The organism is Nitratireductor sp. (assembly GCF_017794765.1).
Lineage (GTDB): Bacteria > Pseudomonadota > Alphaproteobacteria > Rhizobiales > Rhizobiaceae > Nitratireductor.
Genome location: NZ_CP051236.1, coordinates 1361253 through 1380296 on the forward strand (window position 1 = coordinate 1361253; position 19044 = coordinate 1380296).

The 19044-nt window shown below is 61.8% G+C and carries 14 protein-coding genes; 9 read left to right on the forward strand and 5 right to left on the reverse strand.

The window, feature by feature from the left end; genetic code table 11:
• The first annotated feature begins 185 nt into the window (after window positions 1–185).
• Genes HF949_RS06455 through HF949_RS06465 form a run of 3 tightly spaced genes read left to right on the forward strand, consistent with a single transcriptional unit; the run spans window position 186 to window position 3015 of the window.
• A complete protein-coding gene (locus HF949_RS06455; RefSeq protein ID WP_292899167.1) occupies window positions 186–1361 on the forward strand; it encodes a glycosyltransferase family 4 protein in 1176 nt (391 codons plus the stop codon).
• A complete protein-coding gene (locus HF949_RS06460) occupies window positions 1358–2140 on the forward strand; it encodes a WecB/TagA/CpsF family glycosyltransferase (protein ID WP_292899169.1) in 783 nt (260 codons plus the stop codon). The genes HF949_RS06455 and HF949_RS06460 overlap by 4 nt, the downstream gene beginning before the upstream one ends.
• Before the next feature lie 2 nt (window positions 2141–2142).
• On the forward strand, window positions 2143–3015 hold the full coding sequence (locus HF949_RS06465) for a DUF6492 family protein (protein ID WP_292899170.1): 873 nt from the start codon (window positions 2143–2145) through the stop codon (window positions 3013–3015).
• 6 nt (window positions 3016–3021) lie between these two features.
• On the opposite strand, the gene HF949_RS06470 is transcribed toward HF949_RS06465, so the two are convergent.
• On the reverse strand, window positions 3022–4260 hold the full coding sequence (locus HF949_RS06470) for a lipopolysaccharide biosynthesis protein (protein ID WP_292900033.1): 1239 nt from the start codon (window positions 4258–4260) through the stop codon (window positions 3022–3024).
• 234 nt (window positions 4261–4494) lie between these two features.
• Between HF949_RS06470 and HF949_RS06475 the strand changes: the two genes are divergently transcribed.
• The 3 genes from HF949_RS06475 to HF949_RS06485 all read left to right on the forward strand — a co-directional run bounded on the left by HF949_RS06475 (window position 4495) and on the right by HF949_RS06485 (window position 9200).
• Window positions 4495–7119, forward strand: coding sequence for a GumC family protein (locus HF949_RS06475; protein ID WP_441338389.1), 2625 nt, complete (start codon window positions 4495–4497; stop codon window positions 7117–7119).
• Window positions 7120–7269: 150 nt separating this feature from the next.
• Window positions 7270–8166: a bifunctional methylenetetrahydrofolate dehydrogenase/methenyltetrahydrofolate cyclohydrolase FolD gene (gene folD, locus HF949_RS06480; RefSeq protein ID WP_292899174.1), complete on the forward strand. Its 897-nt coding sequence runs from the start codon at window positions 7270–7272 to the stop codon at window positions 8164–8166.
• Between the two features lie 71 nt (window positions 8167–8237).
• Window positions 8238–9200: a GlxA family transcriptional regulator gene (locus tag HF949_RS06485; RefSeq protein ID WP_292900035.1), complete on the forward strand. Its 963-nt coding sequence runs from the start codon at window positions 8238–8240 to the stop codon at window positions 9198–9200.
• Here HF949_RS06485 and HF949_RS06490 read toward each other — a convergent pair.
• From HF949_RS06490 to zwf, 4 genes are read right to left on the reverse strand one after another with little or no spacing between them, the layout of a single operon-like run.
• A complete protein-coding gene (locus HF949_RS06490) occupies window positions 9194–10507 on the reverse strand; it encodes a DUF2254 domain-containing protein (protein ID WP_292899176.1) in 1314 nt (437 codons plus the stop codon). The genes HF949_RS06485 and HF949_RS06490 overlap by 7 nt on opposite strands.
• 51 nt (window positions 10508–10558) lie before the next feature.
• A complete protein-coding gene (edd, locus tag HF949_RS06495; protein ID WP_292899178.1) occupies window positions 10559–12373 on the reverse strand; it encodes a phosphogluconate dehydratase in 1815 nt (604 codons plus the stop codon).
• Window positions 12374–12408: 35 nt separating this feature from the next.
• The gene (pgl, locus tag HF949_RS06500) at window positions 12409–13122 is read right to left on the reverse strand and encodes a 6-phosphogluconolactonase (protein ID WP_292899180.1); all 714 of its coding nucleotides are present in this window, start codon (window positions 13120–13122) and stop codon (window positions 12409–12411) included.
• 2 nt (window positions 13123–13124) lie between these two features.
• Window positions 13125–14597 carry a glucose-6-phosphate dehydrogenase gene (gene zwf, locus HF949_RS06505; protein ID WP_292899182.1) on the reverse strand — a complete coding sequence of 491 codons (1473 nt, stop codon included), beginning with the start codon at window positions 14595–14597 and terminating at the stop codon, window positions 13125–13127.
• Window positions 14598–14808: 211 nt separating this feature from the next.
• On the opposite strand from zwf, the gene HF949_RS06510 reads away from it, so the two are divergent.
• The 3 genes from HF949_RS06510 to HF949_RS06520 all read left to right on the forward strand — a co-directional run bounded on the left by HF949_RS06510 (window position 14809) and on the right by HF949_RS06520 (window position 18951).
• Complete coding sequence (locus tag HF949_RS06510) at window positions 14809–16284, forward strand: aldehyde dehydrogenase family protein (RefSeq protein ID WP_292899184.1); 1476 nt, start codon at window positions 14809–14811, stop codon at window positions 16282–16284.
• A gap of 20 nt (window positions 16285–16304) precedes the next feature.
• Window positions 16305–17054, forward strand: coding sequence for an SDR family oxidoreductase (locus HF949_RS06515; protein ID WP_292899186.1), 750 nt, complete (start codon window positions 16305–16307; stop codon window positions 17052–17054).
• A gap of 127 nt (window positions 17055–17181) precedes the next feature.
• Window positions 17182–18951, forward strand: a complete 1770-nt coding sequence (locus tag HF949_RS06520) for an SLC13 family permease (protein ID WP_292899188.1) — start codon at window positions 17182–17184, stop codon at window positions 18949–18951.
• Window positions 18952–19044: the final 93 nt, after the last annotated feature.

The following is a 19044-nucleotide window of genomic DNA, read 5'->3' on the forward strand; positions in this document are numbered from 1 at the left end:
ACAATCCCGCCACGCGCTGCTGATTCGTGCTCTATAAGCGGTGGAGGCAATTAAGGCGGCGTTAAATACGGCGGGTTTTTGCGGTGGGGAACTGTTGATTTGCCAGCGAAAATCGACTGGCGATGCCATTCCTTAATCAAGAGTTCATTGCTCTTTGAAAAAAACGTCCCAAACAGGAATAGTGCATGCATCTGGTCTTTGCGACATCCATCGTTCCCGACGGGACACCGAAAAGTGGATATGAGATTGCCAACGCGGCCATTCTCGATGCACTCGCGCGCGCAGGTTGCCGGATGTCGGTGATGGGATTTGCCTGGAAGGGACGTGCGGGGCAGACCACGACCGAAGAGACATCGGTGCTTGGAGAACTGGACCCGCGCACGGAAGCGGCCAGTGGAATGACCAAGCTCGGCTGGCTCATCAAAGCGATGATGAAAGGCATGACATTTTCATCCGCCAAGATGCTGCTCGTCTCACCCGGAGAGGTCCGCGCAGCATTGGACAAGCTTGGGCCGGTCGATGGCGTGATCTTCAACTCCGTACAGTTTGCCGGAGCGTTTCGCCAGGTCTTTGGCGATTTGCCGTCCATTTATGTGGCGCACAATGTGGAGCATCTCTCCGCACAGCAAAGTGCGGCCGCCGCGCGGGGCTTCGTTGGAGGCTTCATGTTTCGCCGTGAGGCACGCCTTCTCAAAACGCTGGAAGCGGAACTGTGCGCACAGGCGCGTTTCGTCTATACGCTGTCGGAAGAGGACCGCCAGCTTCTGGGAGTGGCCGACGAGAATCGCTCAGCAGTGCTGCCGCTGGTGGCCCATGAGCCGGCGGCTTTTTCCGCGGGTCCACGCCAGACGAGCTATGATGCTGCCTTGATCGGCACCTGGAGCTGGGCGCCGAACCGGATCGGTCTCGACTGGTTCCTGGAAGAGGTGGTGCCGCATCTTCCCGAGAGCTTTCGCATCGCCGTCGCGGGCGATGCACCGGCAGAGCTCGCGCAGAGACACCAGCGGGTGACGTTTGTCGGGCGTGTCCCCGACGCGGTGGAATTCGTACGCAGCGGCAAGGTGGTGCCTTTGATCAGCCGCGCCGGCACGGGGGTCCAGCTCAAGACCATCGAGACGTTCGAGCTCGGCCTGCCAAGCGTGGCGACGCAGAGTGCGCTGCGGGGTATCTCCCATAAACCTCAGAACTGCATTGTGGCCGATGATCCCCGCACCTTCGCGGAAGCGCTGGTGCGCGCGGTAGGCGACCCGGTCGATCTTGACGGGGGAAGATTTCATGACGCACAGCGCAAGGCACTGGACACGGCCATTCTTCGTGGGCTTGATGAAGCTGGCTTCAACCGGCGGGATGCAGCCGCATGAATGTGGCGACGACGAAAACCGTGCACGCAACCCATTCGCGGCGCGATATACTGGGTACGGAAGTGGCAGTCATCGGCCGTGAAGGCGCGATGGCTTTGCTGTCGGAAAAGATCGCGACCCGTCAATTTATGCCCGTCACCTTTCTCAACGCACACAATGCGAATGTGACCATCGCGGATGCGGGCTTTCGTGCGATCCTGCCGAGGTTTCTCGTGCTGGCGGATGGCATCGGTGTCGATCTGGCCTCGAGAATTCTTTTCGGTGAGCCGTTCCCCGACAATCTTAACGGCACCGATTTCGTTCCTGCGTTTTTCCGCAGTCACAAGGACAGGCTCAAGATCGCCCTGCTCGGTGCGCGACGTGAAAACGCGCTCGCGGCTGTCGGGAAACTGGCTGAACAGGCGCCACAGCACGATTTCGTGTTCCTGCATGATGGCTACTTCAACGCCCAGCAGGAAGAGGCCATTCTTGCCCAACTCGAAGAGATGCGCCCGGACGTGCTGCTTGTGGCCATGGGCGTGCCGCGCCAGGAGTTGTGGATCGCCGGTCATATCCGGCCAGAACACTGCACGGTGCCGATTGCCGTCGGTGCATTGTTCGATTTTCTGAGCGGAGCCGTGCCGCGCGCGCCGCTCTGGATGCGGCGACTGAGGCTGGAATGGCTCTTTCGTCTCGGGCTGGAGCCGCGCCGTCTGTGGCGCCGCTACGTGGTGGGCAACCCCATCTTTCTTCTAAGGGTCTTCCGACAGAAGTTCCGGAGCAAGCGGGGCGGAGCATAACCATGGCCGGTGGGCGCAGCGCGGCGATCGTGACGCCAAGTTATGCAGGCGACTTCGATCGTTGTCGGCTTCTCTGCGAATCGATGGATCGTTTTGTTACCGGATATGACCGCCACTATCTGCTTGTGGCGGGACACGATGTCAGGCGTTTTCGAGCGTTTGAATCGGAACGGCGGGTGGTGGTGGACGAGCGCGATCTCCTGCCTCCCTGGCTTCACGCGGTGCGCGACCCCACGGTGCTCTTCAAGCGTCATATATGGCTGAGCACACGGCTGGCGCCCCTTCGTGGCTGGCACGTGCAGCAATTGCGGCGGATCGCCTTTGCCGAAAAAGCGGAACATGAGGTGCTGGTTTACTGCGATTCCGATGTCGTGTTCCTCAAACCTTTCGATTGCAGCACGTTCTGGCGGGGTGAACAGGTGCGGCTTTACCGTCGCGACGGGGGGATGAACGCGCTGGTCGATCTTGGCCATCGCCAATGGTCGGCAAATGCGGGGCAGGCGCTCGGTTTGCCTGCGGGTCAAAAGACAGAGCACGACTACATCACAACGCTGATCTCGTGGCGACGTGACAGTGTTGTGAGCATGCTGCGCCATATCGAAACCCTGCATGACAAGCCCTGGATCCGTGCGGTGGCTGCGGATCGGCGCTTCTCCGAATGCATTCTCTACGGTCGCTATGTAGACGAGGTGCTTGCAGGCAGCGGGCATTTTCACGACGACCGCGCGCTGTGTCATGTGCTCTGGTTCGGGCGTGAACTCGACACTGGTGGCCTGGAGGATCTTGTCGCCGAGATGAAGTCCTATCAGGTAGCGATCGGCATTCAGTCTTTCATCGAGACCGATCTCGAGCCACTGCGCCGGATGATCGGCTGAAGCCAATCAGACACGCTTGGCCGGCCTTGCCAGTGCGCGATAGGTCAGCACCATCGACAACAGATAGAGAACGGCAAAAACCGCGTTCAGCGACAGGATGATGTCGCCGGTTTCGGAGCACGACTTCAGCACCATCGAGAGCAGGGCGGCCTTGGCAGCTGCCAGCACGCCGAGATTGACCGCGCGAAGGAAAGTCTGTCCGCGGGCGAAAAGAAGATCGGCCTGATATTCGGTCAGGTTTCGCAGGCCCGGAACCGCGAGCGCCAGGATGACAAGAGGCGCGGCCTCAGCCACATTGTTGCCGAGCAGGGTCGGGTAGAATGCGAGGATCGTCGCCATCGTCGCGAGGGCAAGGACCGACACCGCGAAGACGCCACCCTCTATGCCCAGACGCAACGCCCAGCTCCTCAGCATCTCCGGGGACCGCATCATGCGCTGCACGAGCAGCATGGAGAAGGAGCGGACCGGGATTGCAGTGAGATCGACCAGTCGCATGATGATCGCATAAATGCCCGCAAGCGTTGGGTTGCCCAGCGCCAGAACGAGGAGCTTGTCGAGTTCCATCTGAAGATAGAAAAGCACCTCCGCTCCGGCGACATAAAGCGCGTCGGGAAGTCGGCGCAGATAGAGCGCGGTTTGCAGCCGCAGACGTTGCCGGGGACAGTAGAACAGCAAGGCAAAGACGAGTGCGGCGCCGTTGGCGGCCAGATAGAACACGGTCCAGCTCAACAGGTCGTGGCTTGCATGAAATGTGAACAGAAAGGCGGCAAGCGCGCGAATGGCGATACTGACAATGAGGATCGTTGCGGCGCGGCCGAAGCGGTTGAGACCATTGTTGACGACGATCACGGTCTCCGTCAGTCGCCAGGCGACGGCCTCGGAGACGATGACCAGTGCGAAGGGAAGTACCCGCAGGTCGCCGGCGAAGAACACCAGATACAGTGCCGTGCTGGCGAGCCCGATGAGCGGCAGCGATGCAAGCGCCAGCACAAGGAAACCTGCGGCGTAGGTTCCCAGAAGCCGAGGCTTCACGGTGGCGATGCGATAAAGCGTGGCGGTGAAGCCCAGTGCAAGGATCCGCCCCACCATCACACCGGCAGCGGATGCCGTGGCGAAGAGGCCGAAATCGGCAATCGTCAGACTGTTTGCCAGAATGACAAAATAGGCGAGAGAAAAGACCAACCGCCCCGCCGACCCGCTGATCGCCGCAAGATAGTCGCGCAGAACCTGTCGCTGGCTGGATATGATGTTACGGAATGAAATGAGAGGACCCCGGATCGCCTGGTTTCGACATGCGGTTTTCGGCGACACTATCCAACAAAACTTAATGCGCTGTTCCGTGGTTTCCCACGCCGGCAAAAAACCTGTTTCGAAATGCTTACCGTTAACTCTTTGTTACCCGTGCCTCTTTAGCTTGGGTTAACATAATCGCGGGCTTATGCGCCCGCTCCCCGTTCATGAGCGAGAGCTGCGCGTACAATGTTCGACGCCGACAATCCAAGCAAGAAAAGGCCTCGGAGCGGTGGGCAGGTGCGTTCGCTGCTGTCGATACAGGCTCCGGAGGATGAGCCGGTGGAACCGAAGCGGCAGAAGCAGATTTCGGCGCGCAGGGATCGCGGCGGCGGATCGCTCCTCTCTCGCTCACAGGAGCCCCATGATGCTCAGGAGACACGGCGGGAAAGAGCAGCTTCAGCGGACGCGTATCTGCGCCGGGCTGAAGCACACAGACACGCGACGGACCCTGAGGCGCGCGCGGAAGTAAAACGGCAGCCTGCGGCGCGTACTGAAGCAGCGCAGCCGCGAAAGCCATCCCTGCGCAAGCGGCTGCTCGACCGGTTTTTCCCACTGCCTGAGGTGGAGCCTTCTCCGCCAGAGCGCCCACGGGCCGAGAGCAGGCGCCATCCGCTGTCAGGACCGGCGACACGAAGCTTCACGCCCGGGAATGAGGAGCCTCTCCGCGCGCAGGAGCACCGCCGGCGGGCACCCCGAGCGCATCGCCGACCATCAGATGAACAGGTGTGGCGGCCATTGATTGATCCCGTGCAGGTGATCGGCGGGATCCTGCGCGCCAAATGGCTGATCCTCCTGACCACGATCATCGGCGCGGTGATTGGTGTGATGATCGCCCTTTCAACGCCGAAAATGTACTATGCCGCCACGCAGCTTCTGCTCGACCCGCGCGATCTGCAGATCGTTGAGCGCGAACTCACGCGCGGAGGTCTACCCTCCGATGCAACACTGGCGCTCATCGAAAACCAGGTCGCAGTCATTACCTCCGGCAATGTTCTTTCCAGGGTGGTGGATGAGCTCGACCTGGCTGATGATCCGGAATTCAACGGCGCGGGCAGTGGCAGTGTTCTGAGCCTGTTGTTGAGCCCGCGCGCGCTGATCTCGGCACTGATCAACGGCAACGATGATGATGGAGGGTCGGCGCGGCATACGATTGCAGTCGAAAATCTCTTCGAGGCTCTTGATGTTGGCCGCAACGCAAAAACATTCATCATCACCATCGGCGCGACCACAAAGGACGCCGAAAAATCTGCGTTGATCGCATCGACCACGCGGGATGTTTTCCTCTCCACCTATGGCGAATTGCAGTCGGCCACGGCAGGCCGCGCCAACCGCGATATTACCGATCAGCTCCAGTCATTGCGCAGGGAAGTCGAACAAGCCGAGCGCGAAGTCGCAGAATTCAAGGCCAAGAACGACATAGTCGATGCGCAGGGGCGTCTGATCACCGATGAAGAGATCCTGCGTCTCAACGAGCAACTCTCGGCCGCGCGGGCGCGTACATCCGAGTTGAATGCGCGTGCCGCGGCTGCCCGGTCGCTGGATGTGGAGACGGTGCTCGGCGGCGCTCTGCCGGAGCAGGTGGCCTCGCCGGTGATGACGGAACTGCTTGCTCAGTACGCGAGCCTGAAGCAACAGGCGGGTCGGCTGGCGGTGCGGTTCGGTCCTCGCCATCCCGACCGGCAGGCCGTCGACGCGGAACTGGCCGGCGCACGCGATGAGATCGCACGCGAGCTGCGCCGTGTGGTGGCCTCCAATCAGGTGGAATTGCAGCGTGCGGTCCAGCTCGAACAGGATCTCTCCGGTCAGTTGGCGCGGCTCAAGGTGCAGAAGGGAAACCTGGAATCAGAGCGGGTGACGCTTCGCGAACTCGAACGCGAGGCGAATGCCAAGCGATCAGTTTACGAAGCTCTGCTGTTGAGAGCGCGTGAGACCGGCCAGCAGGAGCGCCTGAACACGGCGAATGTGAGCGTGATTTCGCAGGCCGTTCCGCCGCTCGACCCGACCGGTCCCTCCCGTTCCTCGATCGCGATGGCAGGCATGATCCTGGGTTTCATGTTCGGCGTCGGGCTTGGCGCGATGGGAGGCGCAATTCGCAGCCTGCGTGAGAACATGGCTGAAAGGCAGGCATATGATCATGGCGGCTGGAGCGGCAACCAGGATGTCGACGAAGGCGATCCTGAGCCTGACCCCAATCCGCCGGGAGGTGGCACACGCCGGCGCGATATTGAAGAACGCAGCCGTCGAAACACCGCCTCACAGGAAAATCCGCAGGATTGGCGCGCGCGTTCGAACGAACGCTATGCGAAGGCGCAGGCGAGCCATGATTGGGAGGACGACGAGGCGTTTGTTGACGCGTTCGATACCGATGACGGCGAGAAACTCGTCGAGCGGATGAAGGACCGGTCGCGGAAGCGTGCTCAGCCCGAGCCCGAGCCCCAGTCCGAGCCCCAGTCCGAGCCCGCGTCGAAAGTTCAGACCGTGGCCGCATCTGCTTTCCATCCCGCATGGCCGGCAGCGCAGATGGCCATGCACCCCGGCATGATGGTCCCCGGGCCGATGCCGATGATGCAGCCGATGCAGCAGATGCCGCAGGTGGTGGGAATGCCGATGATGCAGCCCTATCCGGTGTGGCATCAGGCTCCTGTTCCGTTTCATCCCGGCTTCGGGCTCATGCCTCAGCAAGCGCCGGAACGGGTCAACGACGAGGATGAAGGCAGTGAGCGCTTCGATGAAATCCACGACCGTCTCAAGGCTGTACGCCGCGAAGTGGATGCGCTGACAGCACGGCGGTCAAACAGGCATCGTTACTGACCTGAAAACACCGCCTTTCCCAATAACGTCAGGGAACGGCGCTGTGACGGGATTGCGGTTCTGTCTTTTCCCCATTATGCGGGCTCATATGCGTTCCTCGTCGCTTGATGAGGCAAACCGTATCCCTTGAAATCTGCACCGGGGAATGACATGGCCGAAATCATCGACGGAAAAGCCCTCGCAGAAGATGTGGTGGCGAAGGTCAAGACCGAGACCGCCAGGCTCGCTGAGACCGGGGTGACGCCGGGGCTCGCCGTGGTGATCGTCGGTGAGGATCCGGCCAGCCAGGTCTATGTCGCCTCCAAATCGCGCCGCGCGAAGGAATGCGGGTTTCATTCGGTACAGCATTCGCTGCCGGAAGAGACCAGCGAGGAAGAGCTGGTGGCGCTGGTCGAGGATCTCAATGCCGATCCGGCGATCCATGGCATTCTGGTGCAGCTCCCCCTGCCGAAGCATATCGATGAGGGTCGCATCATCCAGACCATCGACCCCGATAAGGATGTTGATGGCTTCCATTTCATCAATGTGGGTCGCCTTGGCACGGGCGCGCTCGGCAGTGCCTTTGTGCCCTGCACACCGGCCGGTGCGATGCTGATGCTGGAACGGGTCCGTGGCCGGGATCTTTCCGGGCTGTCGGCGGTGGTGATCGGACGCTCCAACATCGTTGGCAAGCCGATGGCGAACCTGCTTCTGGCCGCCAACGCCACGGTGACGATCGCCCATAGCCGAACGAAGGACCTTCCCGCGCTTGCAAGGACCGCCGACATTCTGGTGGCAGCGGTCGGACGCCCTGAAATGGTCAGGGGGGACTGGGTGAAACCCGGCGCCACGGTGATCGACGTGGGCATCAACCGCATCCCCGCTCCGGAAAAGGGCGAGGGGAAGACCCGGCTTGTCGGCGATGTTGCCTTTGCCGAGGCGAAGGAAAATGCCGGCACCATAACGCCGGTGCCCGGTGGCGTCGGGCCAATGACAATCGCCATGCTGATGGCCAACACGCTGACCTCGGCATTCCGCAAGGCGGGGCTTGAGCCTCCTGCTTTCTAGGGTCGGGACCCAAATCTGGATCATCAGCCATGTCTTTCCTGCCGGACCAGCCTGCTTTACAACAAGTGCTCATGGGTGAGGCGCGGCAGGATACCCGGCAGTTTGCCTTTCTGCTGGTGGACAGGTTTTCGATGTTTTCGCTGGCGGCGGCCATCGACACGGTCCGCTCGGCCAATCGTCTCCTGGGACGCGATGTCTATAGCTGGGTCACCGTTTCCGCTGACGGCGAAGCGGTGATGGCCTCCAACGGACTTCCGATCAAGATCGACTATGCGATCGCCGATCTGCCACCAGTCGACATTCTGTTTGTGTGTGTGGGGCTGACGACGGAGTTTCCAGGCAAGAGCACGGTGCTGGCGGGCTTGCGTTCGCTCGGACGGCGCGGTGCAGCACTTGGCGCGCTGGCGGCCGGCTCCTACCTTCTGGCCGAGGCCGGGCAGCTTGAGGGACATCGCTGCACGATCCACTGGGAAAACCGGGCTTCCTTCATGGAGCGGTTTCCGGAGATCGAATGCACCGGAAATGTCTACGAGATCGATCGCAAACGCTATACCTGTGCCGGGGTGACGACATCGATCGACCTGATGCTGGAAATCGTTCGCAACGATCTGGGTGTGGAACTGGCCAACGAGGTGGCCAACCAGTTTCAGCACGAGCGCATCCGCTCGCCGGGCGATCGCCAGCGGACCGGACCGGAGCGCGACCTCACCGGCAAGTCGGAAAAGCTGAAGAAGATTGTCGAACTGATGGCCGACAATCTGGACGAGCCTTATTCTGCGGTTCAGCTCGCAAGAGCTGCCAGCCTTTCGGTGCGGCAGGTGGAACGGCTTTTTCTGCGGCATCTGGGCATGACGCCGGGTCGCTATTACATGCGGCTGAGGCTGGAGCGGGCGCGCGAACTTCTGCGCCAGACCAACATGGCGATCCTCGACGTGGCGATTGCCACGGGTTTCACCTCGCACTCCTATTTTGCGCAAAGCTACCGCCAGCAGTTCGGGCGACCGCCCTCCGAAGAGCGGCGCACCACCTATTGAGTGCGTTTGGCGGCTGGATTTGATGATTGTGCCTGGCGCTCGGTGCCTTCGGTCAAGCCGGCTGCCAACTTTCGCAGAGCTACAATGTCGGGCTCGTGCGAACCTTCAGAGTCGGCGCGGGCCATGAAATCCTCCGCAAGGGCTGCCGCGGGTGTTGCGAAAACGTCCGGAGCGATGCTGGCAAGCGAGGCAAGGCCTCGCAGCAATGCCTGTTGAACATCAGGTGCTGCAGTAGCCGCTTCGTAGGAAATCGGCCGAAAGGCCTCGTCCAGCAAATGCTCCGGGCCGACCGATACAAAGCGAATGCGCGGATAGGGTGGATCCGTCCTTTCCTTCCCTCTCTCCTTGAGCGCCCAGTCGGCCAGAAGGCGTGTCTGCACGGTAAGCACGTGGTTGGCGGTGGAGGGATCGTTGACCCCGGGCGAAAGGGCTCGCCGCGCCACATCGGCCAGAACGAGAAAGCCGAAACCGGGATCGGAATCGAACGTGCGCTCCTCACCGATGATGAAATCGCCACGGATGGCTTTCAGCACTGCCTCATCCCCTTCACCGACGACCACGGCAATGACTGCAGCATGGTCGACATAGTCTCCGGGCCGGACACGCACATGGATGACAAGGCCCTTGTCTTCCGCCAGATCCTGAAGCGCATGGGGATCAAAATGCTGCACGAAACCGACACCCCCCGCTTGAACCTCATGCCCGACGGGTGAGCCTTCGCCCTCACTGCAGCCATAGAGCCCATCCCGGCCAAGTCGATTGAGAGCCTGGCGGGTGGCATCTTCGAGACGGCTCGTCATTTCCACCACGCGGCCCACGACCGAGATTTCGCGCACCCAGCGGATCAGCGCCCAGACAACGGCGAAGACGACAAGGAGGGTGGCGATGAACAGGATCAGGCGCCCGCCCAGCGTGTAGATGCCGCTCGACAGGCCGATAATGCCGATGATGGAGAAGAGAAAAGCGCCGATGAACACGGAAATCGTGGTGCGCGCGGCGCGGTTGCCCGAGAAAAGGGGGACGGCGCGCGGCGAGCCGGTCTGCGCGGCGCTTGTCAGCAGATTGACCAGCGTGGACAGCGCAAACACGGCCACCGTGAGCATGCTCGACGCGACGATGCCGAGAATGTTGCGCAGGGCATCGGCCGAAACGGTGATCGGGATCGCGCTTTCTTCAAGGCCATCAGGGAAGAAACCGGCGGAAAGATAGGCGAGTGCAACCACGATCAATGCCGTCACGCAAAAAAGTGCCGGCAGGAACCACAGGGCCCGCGAAAATCGTCTGAATAGAAACCAGTATCCGTTCACCGCCCCCTCCGATCAAAGAAAAAATGCACGGCCATAGCGGTTGGTTCCAGATCAGAAAACCGCGGCCCCCTGATCGGCGCGCCCTGCAAGCTGGCGGAAGCCGGCGAAAAGCTCGCGCCCCATGCCGAACCCGTTGGCCGAAAGGTCCGGGTTGGCACTTTCGCGCGCGGCGAGTTCGTCCGCGTCGATAAGCACTTCGATCGTGCCCTTCTCGGCATCGAGGCGCATCGGGTCGCCGTCACGCAGCTTGCCGATCATGCCGCCGTCGAGCGCTTCAGGCGTGACGTGGATGGCTGCCGGCACCTTGCCGGAGGCGCCAGACATGCGGCCATCGGTGACAAGCGCGATGCGCCGGCCACGATCTTGCAACACGCCAAGGGCCGGTGTGAGCTTGTGGAGCTCGGGCATGCCATTGGCCTTGGGTCCCTGGAAGCGGATGACGGCGATGAAATCGCGGTCGAGCTTGCCGGCCTTGAACGCCTCCTGCATCTCGTCCTGCGAATGGAAGATGATGGCCGGCGCCTCAATGAGACGGTGCTCGGGTTTCACGGCGGAAATCTTGATGATGGATTTGCCGAGATTGCCAGACAGGACCCGGATGCCACCGGTCTGCTGGAAAGGTTTGGCCGCAGTGGCGAGCACCTTTTCGTTGCCGCTGGTGGCGGGCGCGGGAATGCGCGCGACAGTGCCATCATTGGCAAGCTTCGCCTCGACCGTGTAAGGCCGCAGACCTTCGCCCCAGATGGTGCGCACATCTTCATGCAAATAGCCGTCGTCGAGCAGCTCGCGGATCAGAAAGCCCATGCCGCCCGCGGCGTTGAAATGGTTCACGTCGGCCAGCCCATTGGGATAGACGCGCGCAAGAAGCGGCACGTGGTCGGAGATTTCGGCGATGTCGTCCCAGGTGAGCCTGATGCCGGCTGCCGCCGCCATGGCGACCAGATGCATGGTGTGGTTGGTGGAGCCGCCGGTGGCATTGAGCCCCACCACGCCATTGACGATGGAGCGCTCGTCGATCATGCGGCCAACGGGGGTGAATTCGTTTCCGAGCGCTGTGATGGCGAGCGCCCGTTTGGCCGCTTCCTTCGTCAGGGCGTCGCGCAGGGGCGTGTTGGGGTTGATGAAGGAGGAGCCGGGCGTGTGCAGGCCCATGATCTCCATCAGCATCTGGTTGGAGTTGGCGGTGCCGTAGAAGGTGCAGGTGCCGGGTCCATGATAGGATTTGGATTCCGCTTCAAGCAGGGCCGCGCGGTCGACCTTGCCCTCGGCATAAAGCTGGCGGATACGGGCCTTTTCGTCATTGGGCAGACCGGAGGTCATGGGCCCGGCGGGGATGAAGACTGCGGGCAGATGGCCGAAGGTGAGCGCGGCGATAACCAGGCCCGGCACGATCTTGTCGCAGACGCCGAGATAGACGGCGGCATCGAACATGTTGTGCGACAGGCCGACTGCGGCAGCCATGGCGATGACATCGCGCGAAAAGAGCGAGAGCTCCATGCCCGGCTGGCCCTGCGTGACGCCGTCGCACATCGCCGGCACCCCGCCAGCCACCTGCGCCACACCGCCGGCGGCCCGCGCGGCTTCCTTGATCATGTTGGGATAGGGCTCGAAAGGCTGATGCGCCGAGAGCATGTCGTTATAGGCGGTGATGATGCCGAGATTGGGGACCCGGTCGCCGGAAAGCGCCGCCTTGTCGGTCGGGCCGCAGGCCGCGAACCCATGGGCGAGGTTTCCGCAGGAGAGAACGGAGCGATGAACTGCCTGTTCGCTCGCCTGGTCCAGACGCTCCAGATAGGCTTCGCGGCTGGCGCGCGAACGCTCGCGGATGCGGGCTGTGACGGCTTCGATTTCGGGTCTGGCGGTCATGGCGTTGCGTCCTGTTCTTGAAGTGGTTCCGCGCCTCAGCTCTGGCTGGCGGGCGCCCAGAAAATCCGGGCAGGGTGTTTTGCAGCAGCGAGCACCGCGCTGATGGGTGAAGCCGGGCCGGGTTGCATTGCGAGCGCTCCTTCAAGCGTCTCGCGCTTGTCGTCACCCTCGATATGGAGAGCAACGAAACGCGCACCGGCAATGCGATTCATGGAGAGGGTCAGGCGCGGCTCCCCGGCACTTTCGGAAGAGACGGGGAGCACATCCGCCCCTTCCGCCGGTTTGAGCAGCGTCTCAATGGTGGTGGCATCAGGGAAGAATGACGCAGTGTGCCGGTCATTGCCCATGCCGAGCACCACGACATCAAGCGGTGCCGGAATTTCCGCGATCGCGCCTGCCGCTTTCTCTGCCGCCGCGGCAATGCTCTCTGCCTCATGGTAGAGGCCAATAAAGGCGGCGCGAGCGGCCTTGTTCTGCAAAAGATGCTGGGCGACCAGCCGGGCATTGGAACGCGGCGAATCCGCTGGAACGAAGCGTTCGTCCACGAGGGTGACTGTGACCTTGTCCCACGGGATGTCGCGTCGCGACAGATGATCGAAAAAGAGCGCCGGTGTGCGTCCTCCGGAGACGGCGATGGTGGCGTCCCCCCGCTCCCTGACGGCAGCGGCGAGCTTTTCGGCAACAGTGGACGAAAGATCTTCCGCCAGCGCTTCGGGCGAGGCGAATTCATGCCATTTGCAGTCCACCATGGTCAGGTGCTCTCATGCCAGGTGCGGCCATCGCGCTCGATCAGCGCAATGGAGGAGGACGGTCCCCATGTGCCTGCCGTGTATCCCTGCGCGGGCTGCTCGTTGTCTTCCCATGCGGCGATGATCGGGTCGATCCAGCGCCATGCCGCTTCCACCTCGTCGCGGCGCATGAACAGGGTCTGGTTGCCACGGATCACATCCATGATGAGCCGCTCATAGGCATCCGGATTCCGCACGCTGAAGGATTCGGCAAAGCTCATGTCGAGTGGCACATGGCGCAGGCGCATGCCGCCGGGACCGGGATCCTTGATCATGATCCACTGTTTCACGCCCTCATCCGGCTGCAGGCGGATGACGAGCTGATTGGCAAAGACCTTGCCGGCGCCATCCTCGAAGATGGAATGCGGGATCGGCTTGAACTCAATGACGATTTCCGAAACGCGGGTGGCGAGCCGCTTGCCGGTGCGCAGATAGAAAGGCACGCCCGCCCAGCGCCAGTTCTCGATCTCGGCCTTGATGGCGACGAAGGTTTCGGTGTTGCTCTCACCGCTCTCAAGCTCTTCCGTATAGCCTTTTACCGCGCCGCCATTCGAAGCCCCGGCGCGATACTGTCCTCGCACGGTCGCCTTTTCCGCGCTTGCGGTGGTGATGGGCTTCAGCGCCCGCAGCACTTTCAGCTTTTCGTCGCGCACCGTATCGGCGTCCATCGAGGCGGGGGCTTCCATGGCGACGAGGCAGAGAAGCTGGAGGATGTGGTTCTGCACCATGTCGCGCAGCGCGCCGGCCTTGTCGTAATAGCCCGCGCGGCCTTCGAGGCCGACGGATTCGGCCACCGTGATCTGCACATGGTCGATATGGGCGGAGTTCCAGAGCGGTTCGTAGAGCGCATTCGCAAAGCGCAGCGCCATCAGGTTCTGCACCGTCTCCTTGCCGAGATAATGGTCGATGCGGAAGACGTTCTGCTCGTCGAAGACGCGGGCGATGGCGTCGTTCAGTTCGTGCGCGGAGGCGAGCGAGCGGCCGATCGGCTTTTCAACGATCACGCGAGCCGTGTCTGTCGACAGGCCATGCTTGTCCACCTGTCCGACAATGTCGTCAAAAAGGCTTGGCGCGACAGCCATGTAGAAGGCGCGCACGCTCTTGCTGTCACCGACTTCGGTTTTGAGGTCGGCAAAGCCTTCTCCCGATTTCGCATCCGCCGGCACATAGGAAAGCCGAGCCAGAAAATGCTTGAGCTCCTTCGGCTCGATATCGTCCTTGGCGACATGCTCGCGGATCGCCTTTTCGGCAAAGGTGCGAAACTCTTCATCGGAGAGTCTGGTGCGCGAGGAACCGATGATGCGGGTCGGATCGGTGAACTGTCCCGCCCGCTGGCGCTGATAGAGCGCCGGCAGCAGCTTGCGTTCGGAGAGGTCGCCCGTGGCGCCGAACACCACGAGATCGAAAGGTTCGACCGGAATTGTCTGGCTGGTCATGGTTTCTCCGTCTGCGTCCGAACAGGTTGCCGTTGCTATAGTCTAATCGATTTAAGAAAGCCAGATGGGATTCCGTCGCACGCGCGTATCGAGGCTGAGCCAAGCCTGCATAACCATTTGTGCCTTGACATGTCTTCGCATGGCGGGTTTCCCATGGTTCCCTTCGCGAGCATAGGCTTGCGCACTGACATTACAAACCGGAGCGGCACGGATGGGAACCCATTTTTCGCGCAGCGTGGCCGAGGGCCGCGCATTCATGCAGTTCATCGACGGGCGTGCGGTTGATTCGCTCTCGGGTGAGCGCATCGACGTTCGCTGCCCGTCCGACGGCAAGGTTTTCGCATCCATTCCCGCATCGAATGAGGCGGATGTCGATCTTGCGGTGAAAGCGGCCCGCAAGGCCTTTGACGAGGGGCCATGGAGCCGCATGCCGGCGGTGGAGCGCGGGCGCTGCCTGACACGGCTTTTCCATCTGGTTGAGAAGCACGGCGAGGAACTGGCAGCACTCGAATCGCGCGACACCGGCAAGCCGATCCGCCAGGGCAAGGCCGATGTGACGGCCACCATGCGCTATTACGAGTTTTACGGCGGCGCGGCCGACAAGATCCACGGCGACACAATCCCGTTTCTCGACGGCTACACGGCGCTGACCCTGCGCGAGCCGCATGGCGTGGTGGTGGGCATCACGCCGTGGAACTACCCGATGCAGATTCTCGCCCGCGTTGTGGGCGCGGCCCTTGCCATGGGCAATACGCTGGTGGTGAAGCCCGCCGAGGATGCCTCGCTGACCACGATCCGCATTGCCGAGCTGGCGCATGAAGCGGGCATTCCCGAAGGCGTGTTCAACGTCATCACCGGCTACGGCCGCAGCGCTGGTGCCGCCCTTTCCGCGCATCCGCTGGTGGACTATGTGACCTTCACCGGATCGCCGATGACCGGTACGGCAATCCAGCAGGCAGCCGCCGTGAACAATCGCGGCGTGACCATGGAACTCGGCGGCAAATCTCCGCAGATCGTGTTCGCGGATGCAGATATCGAGGCGGCGCTTCCGGTGCTCGTCAACGCCATTGTCCAGAATGGCGGGCAGACCTGCTCGGCCGGCAGTCGCGTGCTGATCGAAAAGCCGGTCTATGAGAAGGTTGCTTCGGCACTGGCCGAGCGCTTCTCAAAGCTGGTCGCCGGCCCGCATGATGCTGATCTCGACATCGGCCCGCTGGTTAACCCGGCGCAGCGCGACAAGGTTTCCGGTTTCATCGCGGCAGCAAAGGAAGCCGGCATCCCGCTTCTGGCAGAGGGCACGGTGCATCCCGACGCTCCTGAAGGCGGCTATTATCAGGCGCCGGCACTCTTCGGCGCGGTCGACCCGAAGGCTGCACTTGCGCAGGAGGAGGTGTTCGGCCCGGTTCTTTCGCTCTTCCCGTTCGAGGACGAGGCGGAAGCGGTCCGCCTTGCCAACGACACGGAATTCGGCCTCGTGGCCGGCGTATGGACCCGCGACGGCGCGCGCCAGCACCGCGTGGCCAAGCGCGTGCGCGCCGGGCAGGTCTTCGTCAATGGCTATGGCGCGGGCGGTGGCATCGAGCTGCCCTTTGGCGGGTTCAAGAAATCCGGCCATGGACGCGAGAAGGGTTTTGAAGCCCTGTTCGACATGTCCGCCACAAAGACAATCGTTTTCAACCACGGCTAACACTGACAGGAAATTTCGAAATGGCACGACTTGAAGGCAAGGTCGCCGTCATCACCGGCGCGGCGTCCGGTTTTGGCGCTGGAATGGCAAAGCGTTTCGCCGAGGAAGGCGCGAAGGTCATCGTTGCCGATCTGAACGCGAAGGGCGCTGAGAAAATCGCCAGCGAGATTGGCGACGCTGCGCTGCCAGTTACCGCCGATGTTTCCATGAAGGCCGATGTGGACGCGATGGTGGATGCCGCCATGCAGGCCCATGGCCGACTCGACATCATGGTCAACAATGCGGGCTACACCCATCGCAATGGTCCGATGCTCGAGGTCGATGAGGAGACCTTCGATCTCATCACCGCCGTCAACATGAAGGCGATCTATCACGCCGCACAGGCCGTGGTGCCGATCATGGACAGGCAGGGCGGCGGCTCGATCATCACCACCGCTTCGACGGCGGGGCTGCGCCCGCGTCCGGGTCTCACCTGGTACAATGCCTCGAAGGGCTGGGCAATCACCGCGACCAAGTCGATGGCCGTGGAGCTCGCTCCGCAGAACATCCGTGTGAACTGTCTTTGCCCGGTTGCGGGCGAAACCGGGATGCTCGATCAGTTCATGGGTGAAGACACGCCGGAAAAGCGTGCGCAGTTCCGTGCATCCATTCCGCTTGGCCGGCTTTCCACACCGCTCGACATCGCCAATGCTGCACTATGGCTTGCTTCCGATGAAGCGGAATTCATCACCGGTGTTGCGCTGGAAGTGGATGGCGGGCGCTGCATCTGAACATGCGGGCTTGAAAAGGGATTCCGCAAACTGGGGAACCAGATCTCTCATTCGGAATTCCTTATTGTCGGTTCATTCAACGGGGCGCGATTGAGATGTTCAGCGTCCGCAGGCAGGGGGCACATGCATGACCTATGAGCAGATTTTTCTTTTCAGTCTGCTGGGTGTCGTCTTTGCATTCCTTGTCTGGGGTCGCATTCGCTATGATCTGGTTGCCTTCGCGGCGCTGATCATTGCGGTTGTGGCGGGTGTTGTGGATGCGCATGACGCATTCATGGGCTTCGGTCACGAGGCGGTGGTGATCATCGCGCTGGTGCTGATCGTCTCGCGCGCGATGATGAACGCGGGTGCCGTGGAGCTGATCGCCCGCTTCGTGCTGTCATCAGGGCGTTCCCTTTCGACGCATATCGGCTTCATGTCGGTCATCGGGGCGGGGCTTTCGGCCGTCATCAACAATGTGGCCGCGCTGGTCATGCTGATGACGCTCGACATAGAGGCGGCGAAAAAGGCAAAGCGCCCGGTTTCGCAATCGCTCATGCCACTTTCATTTGCGACGATCCTCGGCGGCATGATCACGCTGATCGGCACACCGCCCAACATCGTCATTGCGGAGTTTCGCGGGCGGGCGCTGGGCGAATCCTTTTCCATGTTCGATTTTTCGCCAGTGGGGCTGGTTTGCGCCATAGTCGGGATTGCGTTCGTGACAACGGTCGGGTGGCGGCTGATTCCTGATACGGGGCAGGCTGCCGTTGGAGAAGACGGTGCGGCAGGGCTTTTCGTCGCCGAAGCGGGGGTCAAGGAAAAGTCGAACTTTATCGGCAAGGCGGTCAGCGAACTTTATCCGCTTGCCGATGAGCATGATGTGACGGTTCTGGGTCTGGTGCGGCGCGGCAAGCGTCTGCCGGGATTCGCTGCGGGCGAGGAATTGCGCAAAAGCGATCACGTCATTCTCGAAGGCGATCCGAAATCCATAGAAGCCTTCATCGGCGCTGCCGGCCTCGATGCGCCGGGTTCTGAAGAACATGGTGGAATTCGCGGCAAGTCTCTGGTGCTGGTGGAAGCCATCGTTCCCGACAGCGCCCATATGGTGGGGCGCACCGCGAACGATCTGCGGCTGCTTTATCGCCGTGGCGTGACGCTGCTGGGTGTCTCGCGTCAGGGGCGTCGGTTTCGCGAACGAGTGCGCAAGCTCGTCATCAAGCCGGGCGACGTGGTGCTTCTTCTGGGGCCTGAAAGCCGGGTCAATGACGCAGCCGACTGGCTGGGTGTGCTTCCGCTGGCTGAAAAGAGCCACACGGTAATCCAGCGCGGAAAGGCACTGTTTGCTGTTGGCGTTTTCGCTGCGGCGGTGGCGCTTTCCGTGATGGGGTTGATGCCGCTTGCCGTGGCGCTCGCCGGTGCCGTCGCCATCTATGCGCTTTTTAATGTGGTCGGGGCGCGCGAAGTCTATGAATCGGTGGAATGGCCGGTGATCGTGCTTCTGGCATCGCTCATTCCGCTTGGGCTGGCGCTCGAGGATTCCGGCGGTACCAAGCTGATTGCCGATTCCATTCTTTCGCTGACTGGCGCACTGCCCGCCTGGGCGATCCTTGCGATCCTGATGATCGTGACGATGACGCTTTCGGATTTTTTGAACAATGTGGCGACGGCGCTGATTGCTGCTCCCGTGGGGCTTTCCATCGCGCAGGGGCTGGACGTTTCGCCGGACCCGTTTCTGATGGGGGTCGCCGTGGCCGCGTCCTGCGCGTTCCTCACGCCCATCGGACACAAGAACAACACGATCATCATGGGGCCGGGCGGCTATCGTTTCGGAGACTACTGGCGCATGGGCCTGCCGCTGGAAGTGCTGATCATTGCGGTGTCGGTACCGGCGATCCTGTTCTTCTGGCCGTTGTAGCGCGGTGAGCAGCGGTGTCCGTTGTGCGTGGTTCGACAAGCTCACCATGAGGGAGGGTAGAGACCTGTTGATAGCATCGCGCAGCACGTCATT

What these genes read in the sequence shown, in the direction of transcription:
- HF949_RS06455 (WP_292899167.1), top strand. Translation starts at nt 186, where the DNA reads ATGCATCTGGTCTTTGCGACATCCATCGTTCCCGACGGGACACCGAAA.
- HF949_RS06460 (WP_292899169.1), top strand. Translation starts at nt 1,358, where the DNA reads ATGAATGTGGCGACGACGAAAACCGTGCACGCAACCCATTCGCGGCGC.
- HF949_RS06465 (WP_292899170.1), top strand. Translation starts at nt 2,143, where the DNA reads ATGGCCGGTGGGCGCAGCGCGGCGATCGTGACGCCAAGTTATGCAGGC.
- HF949_RS06475 (WP_441338389.1), top strand. Translation starts at nt 4,495, where the DNA reads ATGTTCGACGCCGACAATCCAAGCAAGAAAAGGCCTCGGAGCGGTGGG.
- folD (WP_292899174.1), top strand. Translation starts at nt 7,270, where the DNA reads ATGGCCGAAATCATCGACGGAAAAGCCCTCGCAGAAGATGTGGTGGCG.
- HF949_RS06485 (WP_292900035.1), top strand. Translation starts at nt 8,238, where the DNA reads ATGGGTGAGGCGCGGCAGGATACCCGGCAGTTTGCCTTTCTGCTGGTG.
- edd (WP_292899178.1), bottom strand. Translation starts at nt 12,373, where the DNA reads ATGACCGCCAGACCCGAAATCGAAGCCGTCACAGCCCGCATCCGCGAG.
- pgl (WP_292899180.1), bottom strand. Translation starts at nt 13,122, where the DNA reads ATGGTGGACTGCAAATGGCATGAATTCGCCTCGCCCGAAGCGCTGGCG.
- zwf (WP_292899182.1), bottom strand. Translation starts at nt 14,597, where the DNA reads ATGACCAGCCAGACAATTCCGGTCGAACCTTTCGATCTCGTGGTGTTC.
- HF949_RS06510 (WP_292899184.1), top strand. Translation starts at nt 14,809, where the DNA reads ATGGGAACCCATTTTTCGCGCAGCGTGGCCGAGGGCCGCGCATTCATG.
- HF949_RS06515 (WP_292899186.1), top strand. Translation starts at nt 16,305, where the DNA reads ATGGCACGACTTGAAGGCAAGGTCGCCGTCATCACCGGCGCGGCGTCC.
- HF949_RS06520 (WP_292899188.1), top strand. Translation starts at nt 17,182, where the DNA reads ATGACCTATGAGCAGATTTTTCTTTTCAGTCTGCTGGGTGTCGTCTTT.